The organism is Halostella salina, assembly GCF_003675855.1.
GTDB classification, from domain to species: domain Archaea; phylum Halobacteriota; class Halobacteria; order Halobacteriales; family Natronoarchaeaceae; genus Halostella; species Halostella salina.
The window spans coordinates 634,855-655,689 of record NZ_RCIH01000001.1 but is presented as its reverse complement, the minus strand read 5'-3'; the positions used below and the strand labels follow the sequence as shown (position 1 = coordinate 655,689).

Sequence of the window (20,835 nt, the reverse complement as noted above, 5' to 3'; positions counted from 1 at the left end):
GGTGTCGCTTCTCGTTCAACAAAGTCTAAGTCGATCTGGTCGAGAGTACCGCTGAGGCGTGTGTTTTCGGGCATGGATCACTCAGAAAACACACCGCCTCACTCTTCATCCTTATCTGAACACTGCCCCGTCAGCGGGGTGTACTATTTTCACCCCCGGTTGCGTAGGGGCGGTCATGAAGTTCGTCATCGTCGGCTACGGCCGCGTCGGAACGCGGACGGCACGCATCCTCCGCGAGGAGGGCCACGAGGTCATTCTGGTCGAAAACGACGCCGAGAAGGCAAAGCGAGCCCGGTCGGACGGGTTCGAGACGATCGAGGGCGACGGCGGCGAGGAGGAGGTGTTGAGCGAGGTGGATCTCGACACCGTCGACGCCGTCGGCGGGCTGACCGGCGACCTCAACGTCAACTTCGCGGCCTGCATGGTCGGGAAACACCACGGCTGCCGGACGGTCCTGCGCATCGACGAGGACTACCGCGAGGAGATCTACGAGAAGTACGCCGACGACGTCGACGAGATCATCTACCCCGAGCGGCTGGGGGCGGCGGGGGCGAAGACGGCGCTGCTCGGCGGCGACTTCAACGTCGTCTCCGACCTCACCGAGCAGCTCCAGCTGACGGTGTTTACCATCCGCGAGGGGTCGCCGCTGGTCGGCCAGCGGATCAGCGGCGTCGACCTGCCGACGACGGCCCGGGTGTACGCCCACGGTCGCGCCGACGAGTCGCTGACGATCCCCCTCCCGGGGACCCGGATCGAGGCCGACGACCGGATCGCCGTCATCGTCGAGACGGACGCCGTCGAGACGGTCCGCCAGTCGGTGCTGCCGGCGTAACGAGAGGGGAGAGTGGTGTGCCGGGGCGCGCGGCGGGAGGATGGGAGTGAACAGGTCCGGACGCGCGCCCGGACGAGTCTCGGAACCCCGCCGACTTAAACACCCGTCAGACGGACGCACGACCCGACGCAGTCGGTGATTTTCGGGCACTCGGGAGGTGCGTCGCAAGAGGTTCGCCGTCGCGTAGTTCTTTCAGCGTGGACCGCGTTGCCGACCGCATGCACGGCACTGGTGCACCGGTTGTGACGCCGTTCGACGAGGAGGGGGCGGTCGACCACGACGCGCTGGCGGAGCTGGCACGATGGCAGGTAGACGCCGGCCTTGATTTCCTCGTCCCCTGCGGGTCGACGAGCGAGGCACCGCTGCTGACCGCCGACGAGCGCGAACGGGTGGTCGAAACCGTCGCGGCCGCGGTCGACTGCCCGGTCGTCGCAGGCACGGGCACCGAGAGCCTGCGGGCGTCGGTCGACGCCGCGGAACGTGCCGCGGCCGCGGGCGCTGACGCAGTCCTCGCGGTGACGCCCCACTACTACGACTACGGACAGGACCGACTCGCCGAGTTCTACCGCGACCTCGCGGACGACAGCCCCGTCCCGGTGTACCTCTACAGCGTGCCGCCGTACACGGACGTCGCGCTCGACCCGGAGACCGTCGCGGCGGTCGCGACCCACGACAACGTCGCCGGGATCAAGGACTCCAGCGGCGACCTGACGCGGCTCCAGCGGACGGTCGCCCGCGTCCCCGACGACTTCGACGTGCTGGTCGGGAGCGGGAGCGTGTTCGCCCACGGTCTGGACGCCGGCGCGGCGGGCGGGATCGTCGCCGTCGCGAACGTCGCCCCGGAGCGCGTGAGCGAGGTGTACAGCCGGCATCGCGCCGGCGACGAAGCGGAAGCCCGCCGGATCAACCGGGACCTGGTCGACCTGGACCGGGCGCTCGTCGCCCACGGCGCGCCGGGGTTCAAGGCCGCGGTCCGGGAGCGGGGACAGCCCGCCGGCCAGCCGCGGCGACCGTTCCAGCCGCTCGACGACGACGAACGCGCGGCGCTGGCCGAGATCGTGGCGGACCGCACGTAGCGACGCTGGGCGGGGGCAGGGGCGGGAGCGAACGACGGGGATCGCCTCCGGGTTCGCGGTCCCGGAAGGCGTGTCCGCGATCGGTTTCGCGGAACGATGATGACGCTGGACGCGTAACGTCGCGTGTGGCGTTTTCGACCGGCGAGGCCGTCCGCGACCGGCTCGAACTCTCCGTCGGGGCGGTGACCGGGGCGCTGGGGGATTCGGTTACCGTCCTCCCGATAGTCGTGGCGCTCGGCGCGACGACGGCCGTGTCGCTCCCGCACGTCCTCCTGCTGTTCGGCGTCTTCCAGGTCGTCTGGGGGCTGGTCTACGGCCTGCCCCTGTCCGTCGAGCCGATGAAGGCGCTGGCGGGGCTGGCGATCGCCGGCGCGCTGACCGCGGGCGAACTCGCCGCCGCGGGCCTGCTCACCGGCGTCGCCCTGCTCGCGCTGGGGGCAGTCGGCGCGCTTGAGCGCGTCGAGCGCGCCGTTGGGCGGCCGGTCGTGCGCGGGATCCAGCTCGCGGTCGCGCTGCTGTTGCTGGAGACGGGGCTGTCGCTCGGCGCGGCGAACCTCGCGCTGGCCGGTCTCGGCGCGGGCGTCGCGCTCGCCGCGGTCGTCCTCAGGCGTGGTCGGGCAAGCGCGCTCGCCGTCCTCGCGGTCGGTGCCGGCCTCGCAGTCGCCGGGTCGGGCGTCCCGGCTCCCTCGGTGCCGGCGGTCACCGGCTTCGCGAGCGGGACGCCGACGCTCTCGCCCGCGGTGCTGGAAGGGACCGCGGCACAGCTGGCGATGACCGTCGGCAACGCGGCCGTCGCCACCGCCGTCCTCTGTGTGGACCTGTTCGACCGCGACGTGTCGCCCGACGACCTCTCGACGAGCATGGGCGCGATGACGCTGTCGGCGGTGCCCCTCGGCGGGATCCCGATGTGCCACGGGAGCGGCGGGCTCGCCGGCAAGTACGCGTTCGGCGCGCGCACCGGCGGGGCGAACGTGGTTCTCGGCGTCCTCTACGCCGCCGTCGCGCTCGTCGCGGGCGGCGGGCTGGTGATGGCGTTCCCCACCGCACTGCTGGGGGTGCTGCTGGTCGTCGTGGCAGCCCAACTCGGACGGGCCGCGGCGGCGACCGAGGACTACCGCCTGACCGCCGCGGTGGGCGTCGCCGGCCTGCTCGTCAACGTCGGCGTCGCCTTCGTCGCCGGCGCGCTGGCGCACCGGTACCTGCGGTAGTCCGACCCGTTTTTGCCCCGGTGGCGTCTTGCTCCGGGTATGGAAACCTGGGAGGACCTGTTCGCGCGCGCCGCCGAGGGCGACGTGGACGTCCCGGCGGTCCGCGAGGCGCTCGCGGAGGTACGCGATGACTGACCCCGACCCGACGACCGTCGTCGCCGACGCCGACGTGCTCGCGGCGGACCTGCTCGTCGGCGGCGACGCACGCGCGGCGCTGGACCACGTGCGCCGGCACTCCTGGCTGACGCTCGCGGCCAGCGACGAACTGCTCGACGACGCCGAGGCGACGATAGCCCGCCTCGCGGACGACGCGCTCGCGGCGGACTGGCGCGAACGGGTCGAGGCCGAGCGCGAGACCGTGAACCATCCGCCCGACGACCACCCGGCGCTGGCGAGCGCCTATCGGGCGGGGGCCGCCCACCTGCTCACGTTCGACGACGGCCTCCGCGCCGCCGAGACGGGGCTGTCGCTCCAGCCGTATCAGGGGCTGTCGGTGCGGACGCCCGACGCCTTCGCCGCCGTGTTCGACGCCGAGAGCCTGTACGCCGCGACGCAGGAGGGGGTGTATCAGGGACCTGACCGCGATCCGCGGGCCTAAGTCGCCGACGCAGCCCACTCCTCGCCGTCGCCGTCCGGGTCGACGACGACCACCTCGCCGTCTTCCACTCTGAGGTTGACGAGCGTCTTCGCCTCGTGGCCGCTCCCCGCCAGCGCGTTCTCGCCGCCGACCTTCCTGAAGACGACCACCACGTCGGCGATCTCGGCCCCGATGTCGTCGTCGAGTGCCTCGACGATCGCTCGCAGCGTGCCGCCGGTCGAGAGGATGTCGTCGAGGACGAGGACCCGGTCGCCCTCGTCGACGTCGTTGATGTACATCTCGGACTCGGAGTACCCGGTCTCCTGGAACAGCGCGACCTCGCCGTCGAGGCCGTACTGACGCTTCCGGATGACCACGAGCGGGATGTCGGTCATCAGCGAGACGGCGGTGCTGATGTGGATCCCCATCGCGGCCGGCGTGACGATCTTGTCGACGTCCGCCAGATCCGCCTTCCGGATGATCCCGTTGACGACCTCCCGGAGCAGCGCCGGGTCGAGCATCGGGACGCAGTTGCTGATCGGGTGGACCAGATACTCGTAGCCGCCCTCCTTCTCGATGATCGGGGCCTCGTGGAGGGACCGCAGGAGTTTCTCCATGCAGGACGTTCGCAACTCGGAGGAAAAGTCTACTGGTCGGGAGCGGTCACCGCTCCGCGAGCCAGTCGGCGAAGCGCTCCAGCGCCCGCCCGCGGTGGGAGATGGCGTTCTTCTCGGCCATGCTCATCTCGGCGAACGTCCGGCCGTCGTGTTCGAACACCGGGTCGTAGCCGAACCCGCGGTCGCCGCGGGGCGCGACGATGCGACCGCGGACGCTCCCCTCGAACGTCTCGGTCGTCTCGCCGTCGTGGTACGCCAGCACCGTCCGGAACGCGGCGCGGTCGTTCTCCTCGTCCGCGACGAGCGTCGGGATGCGCTCGACGCCGAGGGTGTCCTCGACGAACGCGGAGTACGCGCCCGGGAAGCCGTCGAGCGCCTCGACGAACAGGCCGGTGTCGTCGACCAGCACCGGCTCGTCGCTCTCGGACTCCGCGAACGTCTCGCGAGCGCCGTACCGTGCGATCTCGGCCAATTCGCCCTGGATCTCGGTGTAGTCGTACGGCACCTGCTCGACCGACTCGTCGAGGTACTCGCGGGCCTCGCTGACCTTCCCCTCGTTGCTCGTCACGAAGCGTATCATACCCGACTGGCCGGACCGCGCGGGAAAATAGCCGTCGGTCCACAGTCGGCGTCGGCCGTCGTGGGCGGAACCGGAACCACCATCCCCGGAGGGCCAGCGCGAGCGCGTGGCGCTCCGACGCGCCGCGGGCGAGCGTCCGGGGGAGGGCAGGCTGTAAGCGAGGATAGCACCCGCGAGCGCCGGCGGCGCTCGCGGTCCAAGGAACCGTCGAGGGAGCGAGGCGACTGAGGCGGTGACGCCGTGATTTTGGTCGAGCTTTTGCCGAGGGAGCGCGCCGTCGGCGCGCGACCGCAGCGCAAAAGGTCGTCTTTAGTCCACAACGACTTCGACCGGTTCGTCGTCCTCCGCGTCCTCGTCGTCGGCGTCGCCGCCCTGCTCGTTCCACAGGAGGACGCCGGCGAGGCCGAGGACGATCCACGAGCGCCAGTTGGCGAGGTTGAGCGTGTACCCGATGCCGAAGGGCTTCTCGACCAGCATCCCCTCGCCGGGCTGCCAGTAGGAGGACAGCAGGCGGCGGACGCTTGGTCGCTCGAAGTTGTACGGCACGCCGAGGAGTTCGCCTGACTTCGGTTTGTCGGCCATACGAGACGTTACGACGGTCACGAACATGAACGTTGTCGTCCGGCCGTCCGTCACACGGGTCCGTGGGGCTACTGGTACCGCCCGCGCCCCTCGACCGCCCGCAGCCGGTCGAGAACGGCGTCGTCGCCGCGGTCGGCGTACGCCGCCTCGAACGCCTCGCGGAGCGGGCCGGGGTCGTCGGCGGTGCCGTCGAGGCTCTGCTCGAACACGTGCAGGTCCATTGCGTAGTCCTCGGCGTCATCGGTGTAGTAGCCCAGGCCGAAGTCGATGAGGTACGTTCGGTCGTCGGCGACGCGGACGTTCCGGGTCGTCGGGTCGCCGTGGACGAACCCCGCGCCGTGGAGCGCCGCGAGGTGACGGCCCACGTCGCGGACGCGGGCCGCCGAGAGCGCCGCGCCGAGGTCGGCGTCGCCGACCGTCTCCAGGGCGAGCGTCCCCTCCCGGAGGTCCACGTCGCGGACGACCGGCGTCGGGACGCCCTGTCGCCGCGCCGCGCTCGTGAGCCGGGCCTCCAGCACCGTCCGGTCCCGACGGAGGCGGTCATCGAGGTCGCCGTGGCGGTACGGCTTCGGGACGCGGCGCTTGGTCGTCCGCGCGGAGCCGACTTCGACGACGGCCTCCGCGCCCTGTCGCTCGCGGCCCTCCGGCGGCCGGCGGCGGACGCTCTCGTCGGCGCGCCACGTCACCGGCACCTGGTCCGGGCGGAAGTCCGGCAGCACCCGGGAGTCCTCGACGGCGATCGTGTCGCCGGCCTCGTACATCGTCGCGCCGAGGGTCGCGATCATCCCGGCGTTGTCCCGGAGGAATCGCGGCTCGGGGGCGTAGAACTTCGCGCCGCGTGCCTCGCACATCTCGGCGAGCATCGCCCGCAAGCGGTCGTTCTGCCCGACGCCGCCGCCGAGCACGAGTTCGTCGCTGCCGGTCAGGGAGAGCGCGCGCTCCGCGACCTCGGTCAGCATCGCGAACACGTTCTCCTGCAGCGAGAAACAGACGTCCTCGACCGGCACGTCGTCGTCGACTGCCTGCTTCGCTGCGCTCATGATCCCGGAAAAGGAGAAGTCCATCCCCTTCACGACGTAGGGCAGGTCGATGTACTCGCCGCCTTCCGCGCGCTGTTCGACCTTCGGTCCGCCGGGGTGGGACCAGCCGAGATGGCGAGTGAACTTGTCGATGGCGTTGCCGACGCCGGTGTCCATCGTCTCGCCGAGCACGCGGTACCGACCGTTGTGAAAGCCCAGGACGTGGGCGTTCGCGCCGCTGGCGTTCAGGCAGACCGGCGAATCGAAGCCCGACTGGTGGCGGCCGATCTCTAGGTGGGCGACCATGTGGTTGACGCCGACCAGCGGCACGTCGAGCGACTGGGCGAGCGTGCGGGCGGCGGTCCCGACGGTCCGCAAGCACGGTCCCAGCCCCGGCCCGCGGGAGAACGCGACGGCGTCGATGGGGCCCTCGGCGTGGGAAAGCGCCCGCTCGATCACCTCGGGGATCGACTTGGCCATGTGCTCGGCCGCCTCGCTCGGGTCGATGCCGCCGCTCTCGGGCTGGTAGGCGTCGGTCTCGATGTGAGTCGTCCCGTCCCCGGCGTCGTGGACCGCGGCGCTGGCCGCCCAGGCGGTCCCCTCGATGCCGAGCACGCGGGTGTCGCTACTCACGGGTGATGGTCGGAAGACGGGTAATCACGATGCGCCGCGCGTGAGCGCGGTCGCATCGGCCTCACTCCCACTCGGTGTAGTCACAGCGACCGCAGTGCAGGCGGTCGCCGTGGTCGGCGAGGAACGTGTCGCCACAGCGCGGGCACATCTCGCGTTCGCTCGTGCCGTCGTCCTCGTAGAGTTCGTGTCGGGCCATCTTACGCCTCCTCCGCCTCCTCGGCTGCGTCCTCGTCGGCGACGATCTTGTTCCGTTCGAGCATGTAGTCCTGCTCGACGTCGCGGGCGTGGTCGGCGGTCTCGTACACCTTCGCCTCGCCGACCGTCTTCCGCATCCCGAACTTCGTGTCGAGCTTGCGGACGACGACCTCCTCGGCGTCCTTGTTCAGCTTCGCCGCGAGGCTGTCGCGGACGGAGAGCCGGGAGGGGGTGGCCTCGTCGTGGGTCAGTTCGAACGTGACGTCGGTCCGGTGCAACATCGGGTTCTCGTCCTCGTCGATGATGTCGACATCCATGGCGTGATCAGTTACCTACTACTTCTCCGCGAAACGGGTAAAAGGATTTCGAACGACCTTTTTCCCGTTCGGGTCGCCCACGGCGACCACTCCCGGCAGAAAGGTCGATCAAAAAGGCCGGGCGCTCCCTGCCGGTCGCGCCCGGTGAACCGCTCGCTTCGCTCGCGGATGCTACACCAACGGGATCCGCTAAACGGGCTGGATCGCCCGACAGCTACTGGTACACCTTCCAGTCGCCGCCCTCGGTCCGGAGTTCGACGGTCATCGTGTTTGTCGACGATTCGCCGTCGGCTTCGAGCGTCAGTTCGACCTCGACCTCGGCCGTGTCGTCCGACTCGTCGAGGACTTCCGTACTCTCGACCGTGATGTCGTAGCTCTCGAACTGTGCCATCTCCTGTTCGCCGATCTCGCCCTGCGGCGACTCCGAGTGGATGAGGTCGTTCGCGGTCCCCCGGTCGCCGTCGTCGAGCGCCTGGTAGAACTGCTCGACGACGGCCGCCGGTCCGTTGCCCCCGAGGATCCCCAGGTCCATGCAGCCGGCCAGCCCGGCGGCCGCCGTCGTCGTCGCCGCGCCGAGATACTGTCGTCGTTGCATCGGAGTACAGAATATATTCAGAGTTATTATAATTTTTGGCCAAGAGTTAGAAGTACGGTCAATTATTGCCAAACCTTTGCAGCAACTATAAATTCGTTTCTCCGGGGGTGGTTGGGCTTGATTCCGAACCCGGACCGAACGGGAAAGTCGCTACGCCAGCAGTTCCAGCGCCCGCTCGCCGTCGCCGTCCATCCGCCCGAGCAGGTCGGAAAACTCCGCCCGCGTGTCGTCGTCGACGCGGATGTGGACCATCCCGGCGTCCGGCTGGCCGTAGACGACGCTCGCGCCGTCAGGGGCGACGACGACCGCCGGCAAGGTCGCCAGGTCCTCCTCGCCGTCGACGACGATGGTCGTCGGGCGGTCGGCCGCGATGGCGTCCCGGAGCGCGACGAGCAGGGCCTCGGTCAGCGTTGCGGCGGGGTTGTCGACCGTGACCGTGTGCTCCTCGCGGATCGTCTCGCTGACCTCGCGGTCGACGGCCTCGCGCTTCGTGCGGCCGTCGACGACGGCGACATCCGGGGTGCGGCCGACGCGTTCGAAGTGGTAGGTGACGATGTCGCCGACGGTGACGAGCGGCCCGGTCACGTCCGCGAGGACGCGCTCCGGGTCGGTCTCGACGGGGCCGAACGGGTCCTTGAACGCGCCGCGGAGGTCGTCCGGGAGCCGCAGGATCGGGTCGGACTCGTCGGCCGTCACGCTAGCGGACCTTCAGGGCGTACGCGCCCGGCTCGGTGACTTCCATCTCCTCGGCGATCTGGCTCTCCTCGGGATGGGCGATGTACACGTAGCCGGCCCAGTCCTCGGTGAGGCTGCTGGAGCCACACGAGGGGCAGGTCTCCACGTTCGGTTCGACGACGCGGTGGCACTCGCGGCAGACGAGGCGGTCCTCGGCCATGCTCACTCACCCGTCGTCGCCTGACGCTGCTGGCGGTCCTCCTCGAGCCAGCCGTGCTTGCCGAGACCGACCTGCTTCGCGGTCAGCCCGATCTTGCTGTCCCGGGGGTTGCGCTCGTCGATGCTTTTCGTGACGATGCGGGCGCGAACGGCGTCCTCGACGGTGAGCCGACGGTTGGACTCGTTCGACGCGAGCGTCTGGTTCTCGCTGTCGTACGCGAGGAACTCGTCGGAGATCTGGGAGACGTGGAGCAGCCCGTCGACGGGACCGATCCCGACGAACGCGCCGAACTCCACGACCTCGACGACGTTGCCGTCGACGACCTCCTGCATCTGGGGGTCGTACGTGACGGCGTCGAACTCCGCCTCGTAGTACACCCCCGGACGGTTCGGGAGAACGCTCCCCTCGCCGATGTCGTGGACGTTGACGACGCTGACGACGCTGCCCACCTCCTCGTCCATCCGACCCTCCAGTTTGTCCTGCAGGAGTCGTTTGACTAGCTGTGGCGTTACGTCTGCGAGTTCCTCCGGCGGCACTTCGACGGTGTCCTTGAGCCTGACCCGTTTGTACATGGATTATGGTTGAGTGACTGCGAGTTTGTGCTTGCCCCTTAAACCAATTACTGGCACGTCCGCGTCGAGCACGCGGTCCCGCAGGGGCCGGTCGTTCGTGACGACGTAGTCGGCGGTGCCCTCGCGGGCGAGTTCGACGATGGCGTCGTCGGCGTACGATGCTTCGGTGTCGACGAGCAGACAGCGGTCCGTCGCCAGGTCGTGTCCGACGCTGGCCGCGATGCCCTCCTCGCCGCCGGTGTCCGAGAGCTTCCGGAGCTCCTCGGCGACGGCCTGCGGCGCGACGGCCTCGTAGCCGCCGGGTCGCGGTTCCTCGCCGTCCTCGGCGGGGATCCGTCGCGGACCGCCGAGCACCCGGTCGAGTTCGTCGAACAGCCGCACGTCGAGTTCGACGGGCATCATGAGCGCGTTGGTGTCGAGGGCGACGGTCGTCATCTACCCCGTGAGCGTCCCCACGCCGATGAGCCGCCAGCGCGCGCCGATGCGGCGGTTGATGGCTATCTTCGCGCCCTCGGGAGCGCACACCGGTCGCTTCAGCTGGACCTCGCACTCGTCGTCGCGGGCGCTGGTCACGGAGCCGACGGTCGTCGCCGTGCCGATGGTCATCATCAGCGGCTCGCCCGTCGAGATGTCGTCGACCTCGCCGCCCTCCATGTCGCCGACCACGCGGTCGAGCAGGTCGACGTCCATGGTGAACGAATCCCAGGTCGGCGGGAGCGAGCCGGGCGGACCGGCGAGCTGGCCGGCCAGCGCGTCGCCCTTCGTGAGGCTCGGGTCGAGTCCGGTGCCGACGCCGAGCAGGCCGCCGGGGAACACCTCGTCGACCGTCTCGCCGCCCGCCTGGAGCGAGCGGATCGTGGTCGTGATCGGCTGGTATTCGGACTGGCCGCCCTCCTCGACCTCCCGGCCGGGGCGGACCTCGATCTCCTCGTCGGCACCCAGGCGGCCCTGCACGAGGCTCCCGCCGAGCACGCCGCCGGTGAGGTCGCCCCACTCGGTGCCGGGGCGGTTGATGTCGAAGCTCCGGGCGACGTGCATCCGGGCGTCCTCGTCGGGGTCGCGGTCGGGCGTCGGGATCTCACGCTCGATGGCGTCGATGAGCAGGTCGACGTTGACCTCCTGCTGGGCGCTGATCGGGACGATCGGCGCGCCCTCGGCGACGGTGCCCTCGACGAACTCCTGTATCTCCCGGTAGTTCTCCTCGGCCCGCTCGCGGTCGACGAGGTCGACCTTGTTCTGGGCGACGACGATGTTGTCGATGCCGATGATGTCCAGCGCGCTCAGGTGTTCGGCGGTCTGGGGCTGGGGCACCGGGTCGGTCGCGCTCACGACGAGCACCGCCCCGTCCATGATCGCCGCGCCGGACAGCATCGTCGCCATCAGCGTCTCGTGGCCGGGCGCGTCGACGAAGGAGACGGTGCGGAGGACGTCCGTCTCCACGTCGTGTTCGGCGCACGTCTCCTCGACGGTGAACGCCTCGGGCTCCTCGGCCTCCGGACAGCGACGGAACGTCGCGTCGGCGTAGCCGAGTCGGATGGAGATCCCGCGTTTCATCTCCTCGCTATGCTGGTCGGTCCACTCGCCGGAAAGCGCCTGCACGAGCGTTGTCTTCCCGTGGTCGACGTGGCCGACGAGTCCGATGTTCACCTCCGGTTGTTGGTGTGTTCCTGGCATGTGACCTCCTGAAGTAATCTTGGTAGAGTTTCGCCACGAACGACTGATAAACCTACTGTTCTGGTGCGGGATCGCGTCCCGGGAGGCGTCACCACGGAACAGGGGGACCAGCGCCGCCCGCGCCCGTGGCTGCCGGCAGTGCTGTCGTGATTCATGTAATCTCGAATACAAAAACGCAGTCGAGCGAACGCTTTAGGGGGATGCCGCCGATCCCTCGGGCATGAGCGAGGCCGGCGAGCCCGGCGATTCGAGCATCCTCGACTGCGACGACTGCATGACGCCGGCGGAGGCCTTTGCCGTCGTCGGCAACGAGACGCGGCTCTCGATACTGGAGGCGCTCTGGCGCGCCGACGAGCGACCGGTGAGCTTCTCGGACCTGCGAAAGTCGGTCGGGATGCGCGACAGCGCACAGTTCAACTACCACCTCGACAAGCTCCGGGGGCAGTTCGTCCGCCGGACCGACGAGGGGTACACGTTCCGTCACGCGGGCTGGGCCGTGATCCACGCCATCCAGGCCGGGTCGCTGAACGAACAGCCCGAGATCGACCCCTTCGAGGTCGCGGGCGACTGCAGCGACTGCGGCGGCGCGCTCGCCGCCCGCTACCGGGACGAGCGCATCGTCGTCGACTGCGTGGAGTGTGCACGGACCCACGCGAACTATCCGTTCCCGCCCGGCGGTCTCGACGGCCGGACGACGGAGGAGGTGATGGCGGCGTTCAACCAGCGCGTGCGCCACCTCCACTGCCTGATGGCCGACGGCGTCTGCCCGGAGTGCAGCGGCACCGTCGAGACGACGATCGAACGCGACCCCGCCAGCCACGACCTCGACGTCGCCGTCCGCCACGAGTGCCAGCGCTGTCGCCACCAGCTCGTCACCTCCGTCGGGCAGGTGCTGCTCGACCACGCGGAGATCGTCTCGTTCTACCGCGACCACGGCGTCGACCTGAACCAGGTGCCGTTCTGGACGCTCGACTGGTGTACCGACGACGAGTACACGACCGTCGTGGACGACGACCCCTGGCGGATCCGCCTCGACGTGCCCATCGACGGCCCGGAGGGGACGGCGGCGGGCGAGTGCGAGGGCGAGCGCCTGACGCTCACGGTCGACGAGGCCCTCGTCGTCACCGAGGTCGAGCGGTCGCCCGCCACGAACACCGCGACCCGGCCCTGACGACAGCCGTCCCTTCCCGCCGCTGACCGTCGCAGGTGAAACTGATTTCAGTAACCTGCCGTACAGAAATGTTTTTCTGATTATACTTTAGGAGCTGTAGCCCCATCGATCACATGTGAGACAGATGCCTGCGAAACACACCGCCGTCCGAGACGGCACGTCCGGTTCCGCCCGCGTCCACTCGCCATCGAGCAGCCTCGCCGAGACCGTTCGCATCGTCGAGCGCGCCCTGGCCGCGGTGGCCGGGGGCACCGTCGCCGTCCTCGCCGCCGTGGGCGTCGCGACGTACCTGACCGCCTTCGGGAGCATCGCCACCCTCGTGACCGTCGTCGCCTGGGCCGCGCTGGTCGCCGGCGCGTTCGCCGCACCGTTCGTCGCCGTCCGCGCCGTCGTCGCCGCGCTGACCCGGTAGGCCGGCCGTCCACCGCGACGCTTTTCTCGCCCGCACCCCACCGTCATCCCGTGCGGGAGTTCGGCTTCGAACTGGCGCTGTGTGCCCGCCTGGAGGACGACGAGACGCTCGTCGCCCGCCAGCTGGGCGGCGGGGTCGTCGCGCCGGCGAACCGCGTCCTCGACGTGGTGACGGTGACGCCCGGTCCCGAGTTCCGCGACCGCGCACTGGTCACCCCCGAGCGGATCCCGGCACTCGCCATCGAGAGCGACGTGGGTCCCGGCCGGTTTCGCTACTGGAAGGACGCGTTCGACTGCCATCCGGAGCGCGCCCGGGACGCCGTCGAGCGCGCCGTCGAAGTCGGCTTCTTCGAACGCGAGCGTCGCGGCGGCCGCGACTACGTCCGGCAGGTTACCCGCTACCCGGACTGGTTCGGCCGGCTCCGCGCCATCGAGAACAAGCCCGATCTGGGCTCGCCGGGCGACCTCTCCACGCAACTGCGGAAGGACGCCAGCCTCGCGCTGGTCGACGAAGTCGTCCTCGCCACCGCGAGCCACGTCACCCGGGCGCATCTGAACCGGATCCCCGACCCGGTCGGCGTCTGGCGGGTCGACCCCGACGACGGGGTCGCGGTCGTCCGGGAGCCGGACCGACTGCCCGTCGACGGGACGGGGATCGAACTGCTGGAGCGCCGGGCCGGCCGCAGCGACGTTCGGCCGGTCACCGCCGCGGAGAAGGCGCGCTACCGCCGCCGGCTGGCCGAGCGCGCCTACGGCAAGGGGTGGCGGCCCGACGAGTTCCCGGCCTGCGCCCGGGCCGCGGTCGAGTCGGGCGGCGTCCCACACTGCGACTGGCACGGACGCGTCGTCGACCCGAAAAACGAGTGTGGGCCGTCGTGTCCGGGCCACGCGCCCGACGACGACCCGGCAGTCGACGCCGCGGCCGAGCGCGACGACCGGTCACCGTGGGTCGCGGACCCCGACGGCGTCAGCCGGCGACAGGCCGGGTTGGACCGGTTCGGCTAGTTCCGCGCCTCGTCGAGCCAGTCCGGCTCCTCGACGGTCGTCGAGCCGACCTCGGTGGCCGCGTACCGGAGCGAGATCTCCTGCGTCGCGCCCGAGCTTTCCTGCGTGTAGTCGAGCGTGTACTCGTGCATGACGCCGTCCTCGCTCACGAGCAGCGTCGCGGACACGTCGCTTGCGTTCGCCTCGCTCGGGGCGGTCGGGAGTGCGCTGTAGTTGGCGACGCCCGTCGCCTCGTACCGCGTGACGCCGACGCCGTCGACCGTCTCAGTCCCCTGCTGTTCCCACTCGAACGCGTCGACGTTGTTCGTGTTGATCGCGGGCGATGCGGTCGTCGAGCCGTTGCTCGTCTGGTACTGCGTCTCGCCGTTCTCGGGAACGATCCGCTGGTAGGTCGTGCCGTCAGCCGTGTAGCGGTAGGTCGTCCGGTTGCCGAACAGGCTGACGAACTGGACGGCGTACTGACGGTCGTTCTCCAGGTCGACCTGCCCGCGGGTGTTCTGGACGAGCGAGGAGTTGGAACCGCTCAGCGTGACGTTGTATCCGAGCGTGTACGAGCCGGCCGACTCGATCGCCTCGGTGTGGCTCTCGTTCAGCATCTCGCCGTCGAGTTCGTCGCCCGAGTCGGTGTACGGCTCGATGCTACCGTTGTCGCCGTCGCCGCCCCCGCCGAAGATGCCCGCGGCCGAGCAGCCGGCGGTCAGAACGAGCACTCCGACGAACAGCGTCGCAAGCGTCGTCCGGACGGAGGGCGTTTCGTAACGTGCCATACGGTTGTTGATGGCGCGCCCGGTATCACGCTGTCGGTCGGGAGCCCGGGCGACTCCGCGGTCGCCCGTTCGCCCGCCGGCGGCCGACTACGTGTCCTCGCCGTCGAACTCCGCGCGGAAGTACCGCAACAGCCCCAGCACGGCAAGGGTCCCGACGGCGACGACGGTGAGGCCGAGCCAGTCGATGCCGTCGCCGGAGAGCATCGAACCGGCCACGTAGCCGGCCGCAACGACCGCGAGCAGGCCGACCAGCCGCGTCCCCTCGCGGACCCCCTTCACAGGTCGTACACCTCCCCGTCGACGGCGAGCGGTTCCGCGAACGCCTCGTCGGCCGGGTAGAAGTGCGCGACGTGGACGACCCGCGTCCGGTCGGCGTCCAGGTCGTCGGCGAGCGCCAGCGCGCCCTCGCGGGTCATGTGCTTCGTGCCGAACGTCCGCGGGACGCCGTCGTCGTCCTCGTGCTGGCCGCCGATGGGGTGGTGTTCGGCGAGGCTTGCCGGGACGATGCCGTCGGCCAGCAGGAGGTCCGGGTCGGCGAGGCGCTCGCGCGAGGCCGCCGGCACGTCGTACGTCGTGTCGCCCGACAGCGAGAGCTTCACGCCCGTCTCGGGGTCCTCGATCACGACGCCGTAGCAGAGCAGCGGCGGGTGGTCGACCGGCACCAGCGTCACGTCGAAGCCGCAGGCCCGAAACGGCACCAGCGGCGAGCGCGCCGTCGGCTCGACGGCGTCGAGGTAGTCGTAGCGCTCCTCGATGGCCGCGACGACGCTCTGGCCGGTCGCCGGGTCCGTCTCGTCGGCGGCGTACACCGGCGCGCCGTCGAGCAGGCGGTAGGCGTTGCCGAGCCCGTCGAGGTGGTCGAAGTGGATGTGCGTGACGAGGACGGCGTCGGGCAGGTCGACCCCCTGTTCGAGGAACTGGTGTCGGAAGTCGGGGCTGGCGTCGACCAGCAGCGACTCGCCGGTGCGTTCGTTGCGGACGTGGACCGAGAAGCGCGTCCGCTCGACGCCGCGTTCCCGCGCCCGCTCGCAGGTCTCGCAGTCACAGCCCGGCGTCGGCGTCCCCGTCGTGTCGCCGGTGCCGAGCAGCGTGACCTCCATCAGTGGTCGTGGCCGTGGTCGTGGTCGGAGCCGCCGATGTCGCCGCCGGCGACGAGGGCGTCGTGGTCGCCCTCGATCATGTCCATGTTCTTCAACGTGTCCCGCTCCTCGAAGTCCTCGACGGCGGCCTCCAGGTCGGCCTGTGTGAGCGTCGTCCGCTCCTCGGTGAGCGCGTCCAGCACCGCCTCGCGCAGCACCATCCGCAGGTCGCTGCCGGTCAGCCCCTCGGTCAGTTCGGCGATCCCGTCGGGGTCGAACTCCTCGATGTCCATCGCCCGGGTGATCACCCGGAGGATGTCGGCCCGCATCCCGCGGTCCGGCTTGGGGAAGTTGACGATCTCGTCGAAGCGCCGCCACGCCGCCGCGTCGAGCTGGTCGGGGTGGTTCGTCGCGCCGATGAGCAACACGTCGTCCTGGATCAGCGAGATGTCGTCGATGCTCTTCAGCAGCGTGTTGACCGCCCGCTTGATCGCCGCGTGCTCGTCGGAGGCGCGCGTCTTGGCGACGAAGTCGAACTCGTCCATGAAGAGGATACAGGGGGAGAGCCGCTTTGCCACCTCGAACACCTTCTCGACGTTCTTCGCTGTCTCGCCGAGGTACTGGCTCGTGATCATCGACAGCTTCACCTCGACGAAGGGGAGGTCCAGATCCTGGGCCAGCGCCCGCGCCGTGGAGGTCTTTCCGGTGCCCGGCGGGCCGACGAAGAGGAGCTTCCCGATCTCCCGCAGGCCGATCTGGGCGAGGTACTCGCGGTGTTCGATCGCCTTGACGATCTTGTTGATCTCGCCCTCCTGGTCGTCGGTCAGCACCAGGTCGTCGAGCGTCATCTCGATCTCCTCGGGGGCGCGGATGTCGACGAGTTCGAGCATCTCCTGCTCCTCCTCGTCCTCGAAGTACTCGGCGAGCAGGCTGTCGATCCACACCCGGTCGGCCTGTATCGGGCGGTTCTCGTCGCGGGCGGTCTCGTAGTCGACCCCCGTCTCGTCCTCGAACCGGTAGGCGAGCGTCGGGTTGCTCGCCAGGCGCTCGTCGTCGACGCGGTCGAGGAACCACTCCTCGGCCATCTCGGGCTGGGTGAACGAGATGGTTCCCGAGAACTCCTCGCGCTCCGTGAACATGAGGTCGGACACCGCGTCCCACGGCCGGTCGACGCCGGTCGCGGCTCGGGCGGTGCTGTTGGTCACGGAGAGGGGCCGCTGTACCCCTCCCGGGTCGTCGCCGTCCCCGTCGGTCCAGAACACGGACCGGTAGCGCGGCGGCAGGTCGTTCTCGTCCAGATCGCGTTCGTCGTCGTACACCCTGGCCGTCAGGAGGAACTCGACGACGTCAAGCGCCCCGTCGTTCATTCCCGGAAGGTTTCGAGCGGGGGAATCTTAAGGCCGTCGAAGGGGACGACCGGTCGCCCGGCGGGATTCGGCGGGGCGATCGGCCGTCACGCCGACCCGTTCAGATACGACTCGTCGATGAAGATCACGAAGTCGCTGCTGTGGAGATAGCGCTGATACTGGTGGACGCGGTACCCCTCCAGGTCAGTCTCGTAGGCCCCGGCGTCGGTCCGCGTCGAGATGATCACCGGCGGCGGGTCGTCGACGAAATCGCTCGTCGTCGTCGTGCTGTTCACGACGAACTCGGCGTCCTCGTCGGCCAGCCGGTGTTGCTCGGCCTCGAAGTACCACGCGAGCGGCAGGCGGCCGAACCAGCCGCCCGGACTGGCCGGTGGCTGCTGGTTGACCGACTCGTTCGGCGAGTTGAACTCGTGGCCGTAGAACAGCACGTCCGTCCCGTTCCCGTGCTCGCGGGCGATCCGGTTGATCTCCGACAGCGTCGGCTTCATGTCGGAGGACGACTGGGCGTACTGGACGAGTTCGTTGTCCGGGTCGGCCGGGTTCCGGAAGCTGGTGTCCATCGCCGCCCCGCCGACCTGCGCCACGAGCAGGAGGACGAGGACGACCGCCGCCGCGACGCCGATCCCGTCGCCGTCGGCGTAGGCGTCGCGCCCCCAGCGGCCGATCAGCGCGAGGCCGACCGCCGCCGGGATGGCGAGGGGAACGATCGCGTGGATCGTCGCCCACGGCGCGGGGATGTCGGTGATGATCGGGTAGCCGAAGACGCTCACCGCGCCGATGTAGCCGCCGAGCGCGACGAGGTCACGTGGGCCGTTGTCCGAGTACCGGTCGGCGACGAAGCCGACGACGGCGAGCGCGAGGAGGACGGCCGCGCCCTGCTCCATCGTCCGGACGTAGTCGTTCCAGAAGCGGAGGAACTCGTGCGACGAGCCCTCCCCCCAGAGCCCCATGAACTTCCACCAGGAGCCGACCAGCGCCTCCTGCACGACGGCGATGAACATCCCCGGGTCGCCGGCGGCGAGTTCCTCCAGCGACCAGTAGAGGCCGATCCCCTCCGTGTCGCTGCCGATCGGATAGCCGCCCTTCCGCGGCGCGTAGAAGAACACGACGATGGCGAAAAACTCCAGCACGACGGCGACCGACAGGAGGATGCCGGTCTTTCGGGCGCGGACCGCGTCGGGGAGCCCGCGCAGGAGTTCGCCGCGGTCGTCCCGCGACAGCGCGGCGACCGGGTCGAACGTGAGCGCGCCGCGGGCGTAGCGGCGCAGTTCGTCGAACGGCTCACGGCCGCGGACCCGGGACAGGAAGAGCCGGTGGTCAAGCAGCAGCGCGGCCGCACCGAGGAAACAGAGCGCGTACACCAGCGCGTTCTCCTTCGTCACGAAGGAGACGGCGTACGACGCCGTCGCCGCGAACAGGTAGCGGTGCTTGCGCGTGTCGTACCAGCGGACGAACAGCCCCAGCGCGAAGAACGTGAACGCGGCCAGCGGCACGTCGACCCGCATGAACCGCGAGTAGTACAGCAGGATGGGATTGAAGGCGAGCACGAGCGCGAGCGCGACCACCTCGCTGTCGCGCAGCCGGTCGCGGAACAGCCACGCCGACAGCGGCAGGGCCGCGCCGACCAGCGCGACCGACAGCCGCATCGCGAAGTCGGTCGGGCCGAGCACGGCGAACAGTTTGCTCTCGACGAGCGGGAGGAAGGGGCCGTGGACGATGGGCCGATACTCGTGGACGCCGGTTTCGAGGTACCGCAGCGTCCAGTAGGCGACGCGTGACTCGTCCTGGTGGGCGACCCGCGCGCCGAGGTCGTAGAGGCGGGCGACGAGGCCGAACAGGGTGACGGCGACGACCGCGAGCGCCGTCCCGCGGCGGCCGGAGAGGGCGTCCGGGAGCGAGGGCCGTCCGGTCATAGTCGTCCCCTGACCCCTGGCGGGCAAAGTGTTTGTGGGTTTCGCTCGGTGGTCGGGGGAGCCGCGTCGCACCCCGGACCGCGGAGAAACGGCTCGCTCTCCCCCGTGGAGTTCTAACGCCATTTAAGTTCGTGAGGAACCACGATCGGTACATGGCAAGCGACACCACGCCCGTCGTCGTGAGGGCGTACCGAACGCCGCAAGGAAAGGAGGACGGCGTCTTCGCCGACGTGCGGAGCGAGGACCTGTCGATCCCGCTGATCAACGAGATCCTCGCCGACACCGGGCTCTCCGGCGAGGAGATAGACGACCTGATGTGGGGCTGTGCCCAGCAGCGCGAGGAGCAGGACAACAACCTCGCCCGCGTCATCGCGCTCCTGTCGGACCTGGGCGAGGACGTGCCCGGAACCACGATCAACCGCTGGTGCGCGTCGTCGATGCAGACGATCATCTCCGCCTCCGACGCCATCCGGGCCGGGCAGCGCGACGCGATCATCGCGGGCGGCGTCGAGTCGATGTCCCGCGTCGAGATGGGCGAGAGCCACGGCTACATCCACCCGCGGATGGCCGAGGAGTACAACGTCGGCGAACTCCAGATGGGGATGACCGCCGAGGCGGTCGCCGACCGGTTCGACGTGTCCCGCGAGGAGCAGGACGAATACGCCGCCCGGAGCCAGCAGCGCGCCGTCGCCGCGACCGAGGAGGGCCGCTTCGACGACGAGATCATCCCCATCGAGACGGAGGACGGCACGGTCGACGAGGACGAGGGCCTCCGCCCCGGCACTACCGCCGAGAAGCTCGCCGAACTGCCGACCGTGTTCAAGAGCGACGGGAGCGTCACGCCGGGCAACGCCTCCCAGATCAGCGACGGCGCGGCCGCCACGCTCGTCACGAGCGAGGCGTTCGCCGAGGAGCACGGGCTGGAGGTCATGGCCACCATCGGATCGAACAACGTCGTCGGCGTCGACCCGCGGATCATGGGCGTCGGTCCGGTGCCCGCGACGGAGGGGCTGCTGGAGCGCACGGGGCGCTCCATCGACGACTACGACCTCGTGGAGCTGAACGAGGCGTTCGCCAGCCAGACGCTCTACAGCCAGGAACAGCTCGGCGTCCCGGACGACAAGTTCAACGTCAACGGCGGCGCGATCGCCATCGGCCACCCGCTCGGAGCCAGCGGCGCGCGCCTCCCCGTGACGCTGCTGCACGAACTGGAGAAGCGCGACGGCGACCGCGGGCTGGCGACGCTCTGTGTCGGCTTCGGCCAGGGCGCGGCGATCGAGTTCGAGCGGGAGTAGATCCGATCATCGAGTAGCCGATGCCCGTCAGCGAGTGGTTCGGGGATCGATCCTACCGCGGACAAGCAGTGATCGGTGCAGGCGTCGTCGGGGTGATCTCGTTCGTTCTCAATTACTCGGAGGGCTCAACTGCCGCGACGGTGACGGCGGGTATCACTACGCTCGTCGTCGGTGGTTCGTACTATCTCGGATCACGGGCCTTCAGCGATTGATCAGCCGAACGCTTCGTGGATGATACCCCGGAGGTCATACAGGTTCGCGATCACTGCACACACCACCATCGCGATCGTGGCTCCGAACATTGCGGCGACCCCCAGCGTGCTGTCGAACATTTGTTCCGGCATGATGAACGCTAACGCGATGATCCCGCCACTAGCGATAGCGACCGCGACCACGGCGAGGGCACCGACCACCGCAGTAGACGACTGCTTTGCCATACTGTTTCGTTCGGACGA

The 20,835-nt window shown here is 69.6% G+C and carries 27 protein-coding genes and 1 pseudogene; 9 read left to right on the top strand and 19 right to left on the bottom strand.

Annotated features, from left to right (window positions below):
• Nucleotides 1-74: pseudogene (locus D8896_RS03445) on the bottom strand (IS6 family transposase); the annotation flags it as partial.
• A gap of 101 nt (nucleotides 75-175) precedes the next feature.
• Between D8896_RS03445 and D8896_RS03440 the strand changes: the two are divergent.
• From D8896_RS03440 to D8896_RS03425, 4 genes are all read left to right on the top strand, one after another.
• Complete coding sequence (locus D8896_RS03440) at nucleotides 176-832, top strand: potassium channel family protein (protein ID WP_121820663.1); 657 nt, start codon at nucleotides 176-178, stop codon at nucleotides 830-832.
• Between the two features lie 218 nt (nucleotides 833-1,050).
• The gene (locus tag D8896_RS03435) at nucleotides 1,051-1,908 is read left to right on the top strand and encodes a dihydrodipicolinate synthase family protein (protein WP_121820662.1); all 858 of its coding nucleotides are present in this window, start codon (nucleotides 1,051-1,053) and stop codon (nucleotides 1,906-1,908) included.
• A gap of 125 nt (nucleotides 1,909-2,033) precedes the next feature.
• A complete protein-coding gene (locus D8896_RS03430) occupies nucleotides 2,034-3,116 on the top strand; it encodes a putative sulfate/molybdate transporter (RefSeq protein WP_121820661.1) in 1,083 nt (360 codons plus the stop codon).
• Between the two features lie 127 nt (nucleotides 3,117-3,243).
• Nucleotides 3,244-3,714 carry a DUF7384 family protein gene (locus tag D8896_RS03425; RefSeq protein WP_121820660.1) on the top strand — a complete coding sequence of 157 codons (471 nt, stop codon included), beginning with the start codon at nucleotides 3,244-3,246 and terminating at the stop codon, nucleotides 3,712-3,714.
• On the opposite strand, the gene hpt is transcribed toward D8896_RS03425, so the two are convergent.
• The 12 genes from hpt to D8896_RS03365 all read right to left on the bottom strand — a co-directional run bounded on the left by hpt (nucleotide 3,711) and on the right by D8896_RS03365 (nucleotide 11,372).
• Nucleotides 3,711-4,310, bottom strand: a complete 600-nt coding sequence (hpt, locus tag D8896_RS03420; protein ID WP_121820659.1) for a hypoxanthine/guanine phosphoribosyltransferase — start codon at nucleotides 4,308-4,310, stop codon at nucleotides 3,711-3,713. The two genes, D8896_RS03425 and hpt, sit on opposite strands and share 4 nt — an antisense overlap.
• Before the next feature lie 46 nt (nucleotides 4,311-4,356).
• The gene (gene rdgB / locus D8896_RS03415) at nucleotides 4,357-4,890 is read right to left on the bottom strand and encodes an RdgB/HAM1 family non-canonical purine NTP pyrophosphatase (RefSeq protein ID WP_121820658.1); all 534 of its coding nucleotides are present in this window, start codon (nucleotides 4,888-4,890) and stop codon (nucleotides 4,357-4,359) included.
• A gap of 309 nt (nucleotides 4,891-5,199) precedes the next feature.
• Nucleotides 5,200-5,472: a DUF5808 domain-containing protein gene (locus D8896_RS03410; protein ID WP_121820657.1), complete on the bottom strand. Its 273-nt coding sequence runs from the start codon at nucleotides 5,470-5,472 to the stop codon at nucleotides 5,200-5,202.
• A 68-nt stretch (nucleotides 5,473-5,540) separates the two neighbouring features.
• Nucleotides 5,541-7,124 carry a bifunctional N(6)-L-threonylcarbamoyladenine synthase/serine/threonine protein kinase gene (locus D8896_RS03405; protein ID WP_121820656.1) on the bottom strand — a complete coding sequence of 528 codons (1,584 nt, stop codon included), beginning with the start codon at nucleotides 7,122-7,124 and terminating at the stop codon, nucleotides 5,541-5,543.
• Between the two features lie 61 nt (nucleotides 7,125-7,185).
• Entirely contained in the window at nucleotides 7,186-7,320 is a 135-nt protein-coding gene (locus D8896_RS03400) for a 30S ribosomal protein S27ae (RefSeq protein ID WP_121820655.1), read from the bottom strand.
• Nucleotide 7,321: 1 nt separating this feature from the next.
• Nucleotides 7,322-7,636: a 30S ribosomal protein S24e gene (locus D8896_RS03395; RefSeq protein WP_121820654.1), complete on the bottom strand. Its 315-nt coding sequence runs from the start codon at nucleotides 7,634-7,636 to the stop codon at nucleotides 7,322-7,324.
• Between the two features lie 214 nt (nucleotides 7,637-7,850).
• Nucleotides 7,851-8,231, bottom strand: coding sequence for a nuclear transport factor 2 family protein (locus D8896_RS03390; RefSeq protein WP_121820653.1), 381 nt, complete (start codon nucleotides 8,229-8,231; stop codon nucleotides 7,851-7,853).
• A gap of 150 nt (nucleotides 8,232-8,381) precedes the next feature.
• Complete coding sequence (locus D8896_RS03385; RefSeq protein WP_240451990.1) at nucleotides 8,382-8,927, bottom strand: GTP-dependent dephospho-CoA kinase family protein; 546 nt, start codon at nucleotides 8,925-8,927, stop codon at nucleotides 8,382-8,384.
• A 1-nt stretch (nucleotide 8,928) separates the two neighbouring features.
• Nucleotides 8,929-9,126, bottom strand: coding sequence for a transcription elongation factor subunit Spt4 (gene spt4, locus D8896_RS03380; protein ID WP_121820652.1), 198 nt, complete (start codon nucleotides 9,124-9,126; stop codon nucleotides 8,929-8,931).
• Nucleotides 9,127-9,128: 2 nt separating this feature from the next.
• On the bottom strand, nucleotides 9,129-9,698 hold the full coding sequence (locus D8896_RS03375; RefSeq protein ID WP_121820651.1) for a DNA-directed RNA polymerase: 570 nt from the start codon (nucleotides 9,696-9,698) through the stop codon (nucleotides 9,129-9,131).
• 3 nt (nucleotides 9,699-9,701) lie between these two features.
• Nucleotides 9,702-10,133 (bottom strand): PIN domain-containing protein, encoded by a 432-nt coding sequence (locus tag D8896_RS03370; protein ID WP_121820650.1) that lies wholly within the window; start codon nucleotides 10,131-10,133, stop codon nucleotides 9,702-9,704.
• A complete protein-coding gene (locus D8896_RS03365; RefSeq protein ID WP_121820649.1) occupies nucleotides 10,134-11,372 on the bottom strand; it encodes a translation initiation factor IF-2 subunit gamma in 1,239 nt (412 codons plus the stop codon).
• Nucleotides 11,373-11,592: 220 nt separating this feature from the next.
• On the opposite strand from D8896_RS03365, the gene D8896_RS03360 reads away from it, so the two are divergent.
• The 3 genes from D8896_RS03360 to D8896_RS03350 all read left to right on the top strand — a co-directional run bounded on the left by D8896_RS03360 (nucleotide 11,593) and on the right by D8896_RS03350 (nucleotide 13,959).
• On the top strand, nucleotides 11,593-12,543 hold the full coding sequence (locus tag D8896_RS03360) for a winged helix-turn-helix domain-containing protein (protein WP_121820648.1): 951 nt from the start codon (nucleotides 11,593-11,595) through the stop codon (nucleotides 12,541-12,543).
• Nucleotides 12,544-12,667: 124 nt separating this feature from the next.
• Nucleotides 12,668-12,955 carry a hypothetical protein gene (locus tag D8896_RS03355; protein WP_121820647.1) on the top strand — a complete coding sequence of 96 codons (288 nt, stop codon included), beginning with the start codon at nucleotides 12,668-12,670 and terminating at the stop codon, nucleotides 12,953-12,955.
• Between the two features lie 50 nt (nucleotides 12,956-13,005).
• Nucleotides 13,006-13,959, top strand: coding sequence for a DUF5787 family protein (locus tag D8896_RS03350; protein WP_121820646.1), 954 nt, complete (start codon nucleotides 13,006-13,008; stop codon nucleotides 13,957-13,959).
• On the opposite strand, the gene D8896_RS03345 is transcribed toward D8896_RS03350, so the two are convergent.
• The 5 genes from D8896_RS03345 to D8896_RS03325 all read right to left on the bottom strand — a co-directional run bounded on the left by D8896_RS03345 (nucleotide 13,956) and on the right by D8896_RS03325 (nucleotide 19,085).
• The gene (locus D8896_RS03345) at nucleotides 13,956-14,726 is read right to left on the bottom strand and encodes a DUF7537 family lipoprotein (protein WP_121820645.1); all 771 of its coding nucleotides are present in this window, start codon (nucleotides 14,724-14,726) and stop codon (nucleotides 13,956-13,958) included. The two genes, D8896_RS03350 and D8896_RS03345, sit on opposite strands and share 4 nt — an antisense overlap.
• 87 nt (nucleotides 14,727-14,813) lie before the next feature.
• Nucleotides 14,814-15,005, bottom strand: a complete 192-nt coding sequence (locus D8896_RS03340; RefSeq protein ID WP_121820644.1) for a hypothetical protein — start codon at nucleotides 15,003-15,005, stop codon at nucleotides 14,814-14,816.
• Entirely contained in the window at nucleotides 15,002-15,826 is an 825-nt protein-coding gene (locus D8896_RS03335; protein ID WP_121820643.1) for an MBL fold metallo-hydrolase, read from the bottom strand. Before D8896_RS03335 ends, D8896_RS03340 begins: the two co-directional genes overlap by 4 nt.
• Nucleotides 15,826-17,172: an ATP-binding protein gene (locus tag D8896_RS03330; protein WP_121820642.1), complete on the bottom strand. Its 1,347-nt coding sequence runs from the start codon at nucleotides 17,170-17,172 to the stop codon at nucleotides 15,826-15,828. Before D8896_RS03330 ends, D8896_RS03335 begins: the two co-directional genes overlap by 1 nt.
• Before the next feature lie 86 nt (nucleotides 17,173-17,258).
• On the bottom strand, nucleotides 17,259-19,085 hold the full coding sequence (locus tag D8896_RS03325; protein ID WP_162991411.1) for a flippase activity-associated protein Agl23: 1,827 nt from the start codon (nucleotides 19,083-19,085) through the stop codon (nucleotides 17,259-17,261).
• Between the two features lie 152 nt (nucleotides 19,086-19,237).
• Between D8896_RS03325 and D8896_RS03320 the strand changes: the two genes are divergently transcribed.
• Nucleotides 19,238-20,380 (top strand): thiolase family protein, encoded by a 1,143-nt coding sequence (locus tag D8896_RS03320; RefSeq protein WP_121820640.1) that lies wholly within the window; start codon nucleotides 19,238-19,240, stop codon nucleotides 20,378-20,380.
• Nucleotides 20,381-20,400: 20 nt separating this feature from the next.
• Nucleotides 20,401-20,592 carry a hypothetical protein gene (locus D8896_RS03315; RefSeq protein WP_121820639.1) on the top strand — a complete coding sequence of 64 codons (192 nt, stop codon included), beginning with the start codon at nucleotides 20,401-20,403 and terminating at the stop codon, nucleotides 20,590-20,592.
• Here the strand turns inward: D8896_RS03315 and D8896_RS03310 are convergent, their stop codons facing one another.
• Entirely contained in the window at nucleotides 20,593-20,817 is a 225-nt protein-coding gene (locus tag D8896_RS03310) for a hypothetical protein (protein ID WP_121820638.1), read from the bottom strand. It lies immediately after the preceding gene.
• Nucleotides 20,818-20,835 lie beyond the last annotated feature (18 nt).

Excerpts from the sequence above, each read along its gene's own strand:
- D8896_RS03440 (WP_121820663.1), top strand. The coding sequence starts at position 176 with ATGAAGTTCGTCATCGTCGGCTACGGCCGCGTCGGAACGCGGACGGCA.
- D8896_RS03435 (WP_121820662.1), top strand. The coding sequence starts at position 1,051 with ATGCACGGCACTGGTGCACCGGTTGTGACGCCGTTCGACGAGGAGGGG.
- D8896_RS03425 (WP_121820660.1), top strand. The coding sequence starts at position 3,244 with ATGACTGACCCCGACCCGACGACCGTCGTCGCCGACGCCGACGTGCTC.
- hpt (WP_121820659.1), bottom strand. The coding sequence starts at position 4,310 with ATGGAGAAACTCCTGCGGTCCCTCCACGAGGCCCCGATCATCGAGAAG.
- rdgB (WP_121820658.1), bottom strand. The coding sequence starts at position 4,890 with ATGATACGCTTCGTGACGAGCAACGAGGGGAAGGTCAGCGAGGCCCGC.
- D8896_RS03410 (WP_121820657.1), bottom strand. The coding sequence starts at position 5,472 with ATGGCCGACAAACCGAAGTCAGGCGAACTCCTCGGCGTGCCGTACAAC.
- D8896_RS03400 (WP_121820655.1), bottom strand. The coding sequence starts at position 7,320 with ATGGCCCGACACGAACTCTACGAGGACGACGGCACGAGCGAACGCGAG.
- D8896_RS03395 (WP_121820654.1), bottom strand. The coding sequence starts at position 7,636 with ATGGATGTCGACATCATCGACGAGGACGAGAACCCGATGTTGCACCGG.
- D8896_RS03390 (WP_121820653.1), bottom strand. The coding sequence starts at position 8,231 with ATGCAACGACGACAGTATCTCGGCGCGGCGACGACGACGGCGGCCGCC.
- spt4 (WP_121820652.1), bottom strand. The coding sequence starts at position 9,126 with ATGGCCGAGGACCGCCTCGTCTGCCGCGAGTGCCACCGCGTCGTCGAA.
- D8896_RS03375 (WP_121820651.1), bottom strand. The coding sequence starts at position 9,698 with ATGTACAAACGGGTCAGGCTCAAGGACACCGTCGAAGTGCCGCCGGAG.
- D8896_RS03370 (WP_121820650.1), bottom strand. The coding sequence starts at position 10,133 with ATGACGACCGTCGCCCTCGACACCAACGCGCTCATGATGCCCGTCGAA.
- D8896_RS03365 (WP_121820649.1), bottom strand. The coding sequence starts at position 11,372 with ATGCCAGGAACACACCAACAACCGGAGGTGAACATCGGACTCGTCGGC.
- D8896_RS03360 (WP_121820648.1), top strand. The coding sequence starts at position 11,593 with ATGAGCGAGGCCGGCGAGCCCGGCGATTCGAGCATCCTCGACTGCGAC.
- D8896_RS03355 (WP_121820647.1), top strand. The coding sequence starts at position 12,668 with ATGCCTGCGAAACACACCGCCGTCCGAGACGGCACGTCCGGTTCCGCC.
- D8896_RS03345 (WP_121820645.1), bottom strand. The coding sequence starts at position 14,726 with ATGGCACGTTACGAAACGCCCTCCGTCCGGACGACGCTTGCGACGCTG.
- D8896_RS03335 (WP_121820643.1), bottom strand. The coding sequence starts at position 15,826 with ATGGAGGTCACGCTGCTCGGCACCGGCGACACGACGGGGACGCCGACG.
- D8896_RS03330 (WP_121820642.1), bottom strand. The coding sequence starts at position 17,172 with ATGAACGACGGGGCGCTTGACGTCGTCGAGTTCCTCCTGACGGCCAGG.
- D8896_RS03325 (WP_162991411.1), bottom strand. The coding sequence starts at position 19,085 with ATGACCGGACGGCCCTCGCTCCCGGACGCCCTCTCCGGCCGCCGCGGG.
- D8896_RS03320 (WP_121820640.1), top strand. The coding sequence starts at position 19,238 with ATGGCAAGCGACACCACGCCCGTCGTCGTGAGGGCGTACCGAACGCCG.
- D8896_RS03315 (WP_121820639.1), top strand. The coding sequence starts at position 20,401 with ATGCCCGTCAGCGAGTGGTTCGGGGATCGATCCTACCGCGGACAAGCA.
- D8896_RS03310 (WP_121820638.1), bottom strand. The coding sequence starts at position 20,817 with ATGGCAAAGCAGTCGTCTACTGCGGTGGTCGGTGCCCTCGCCGTGGTC.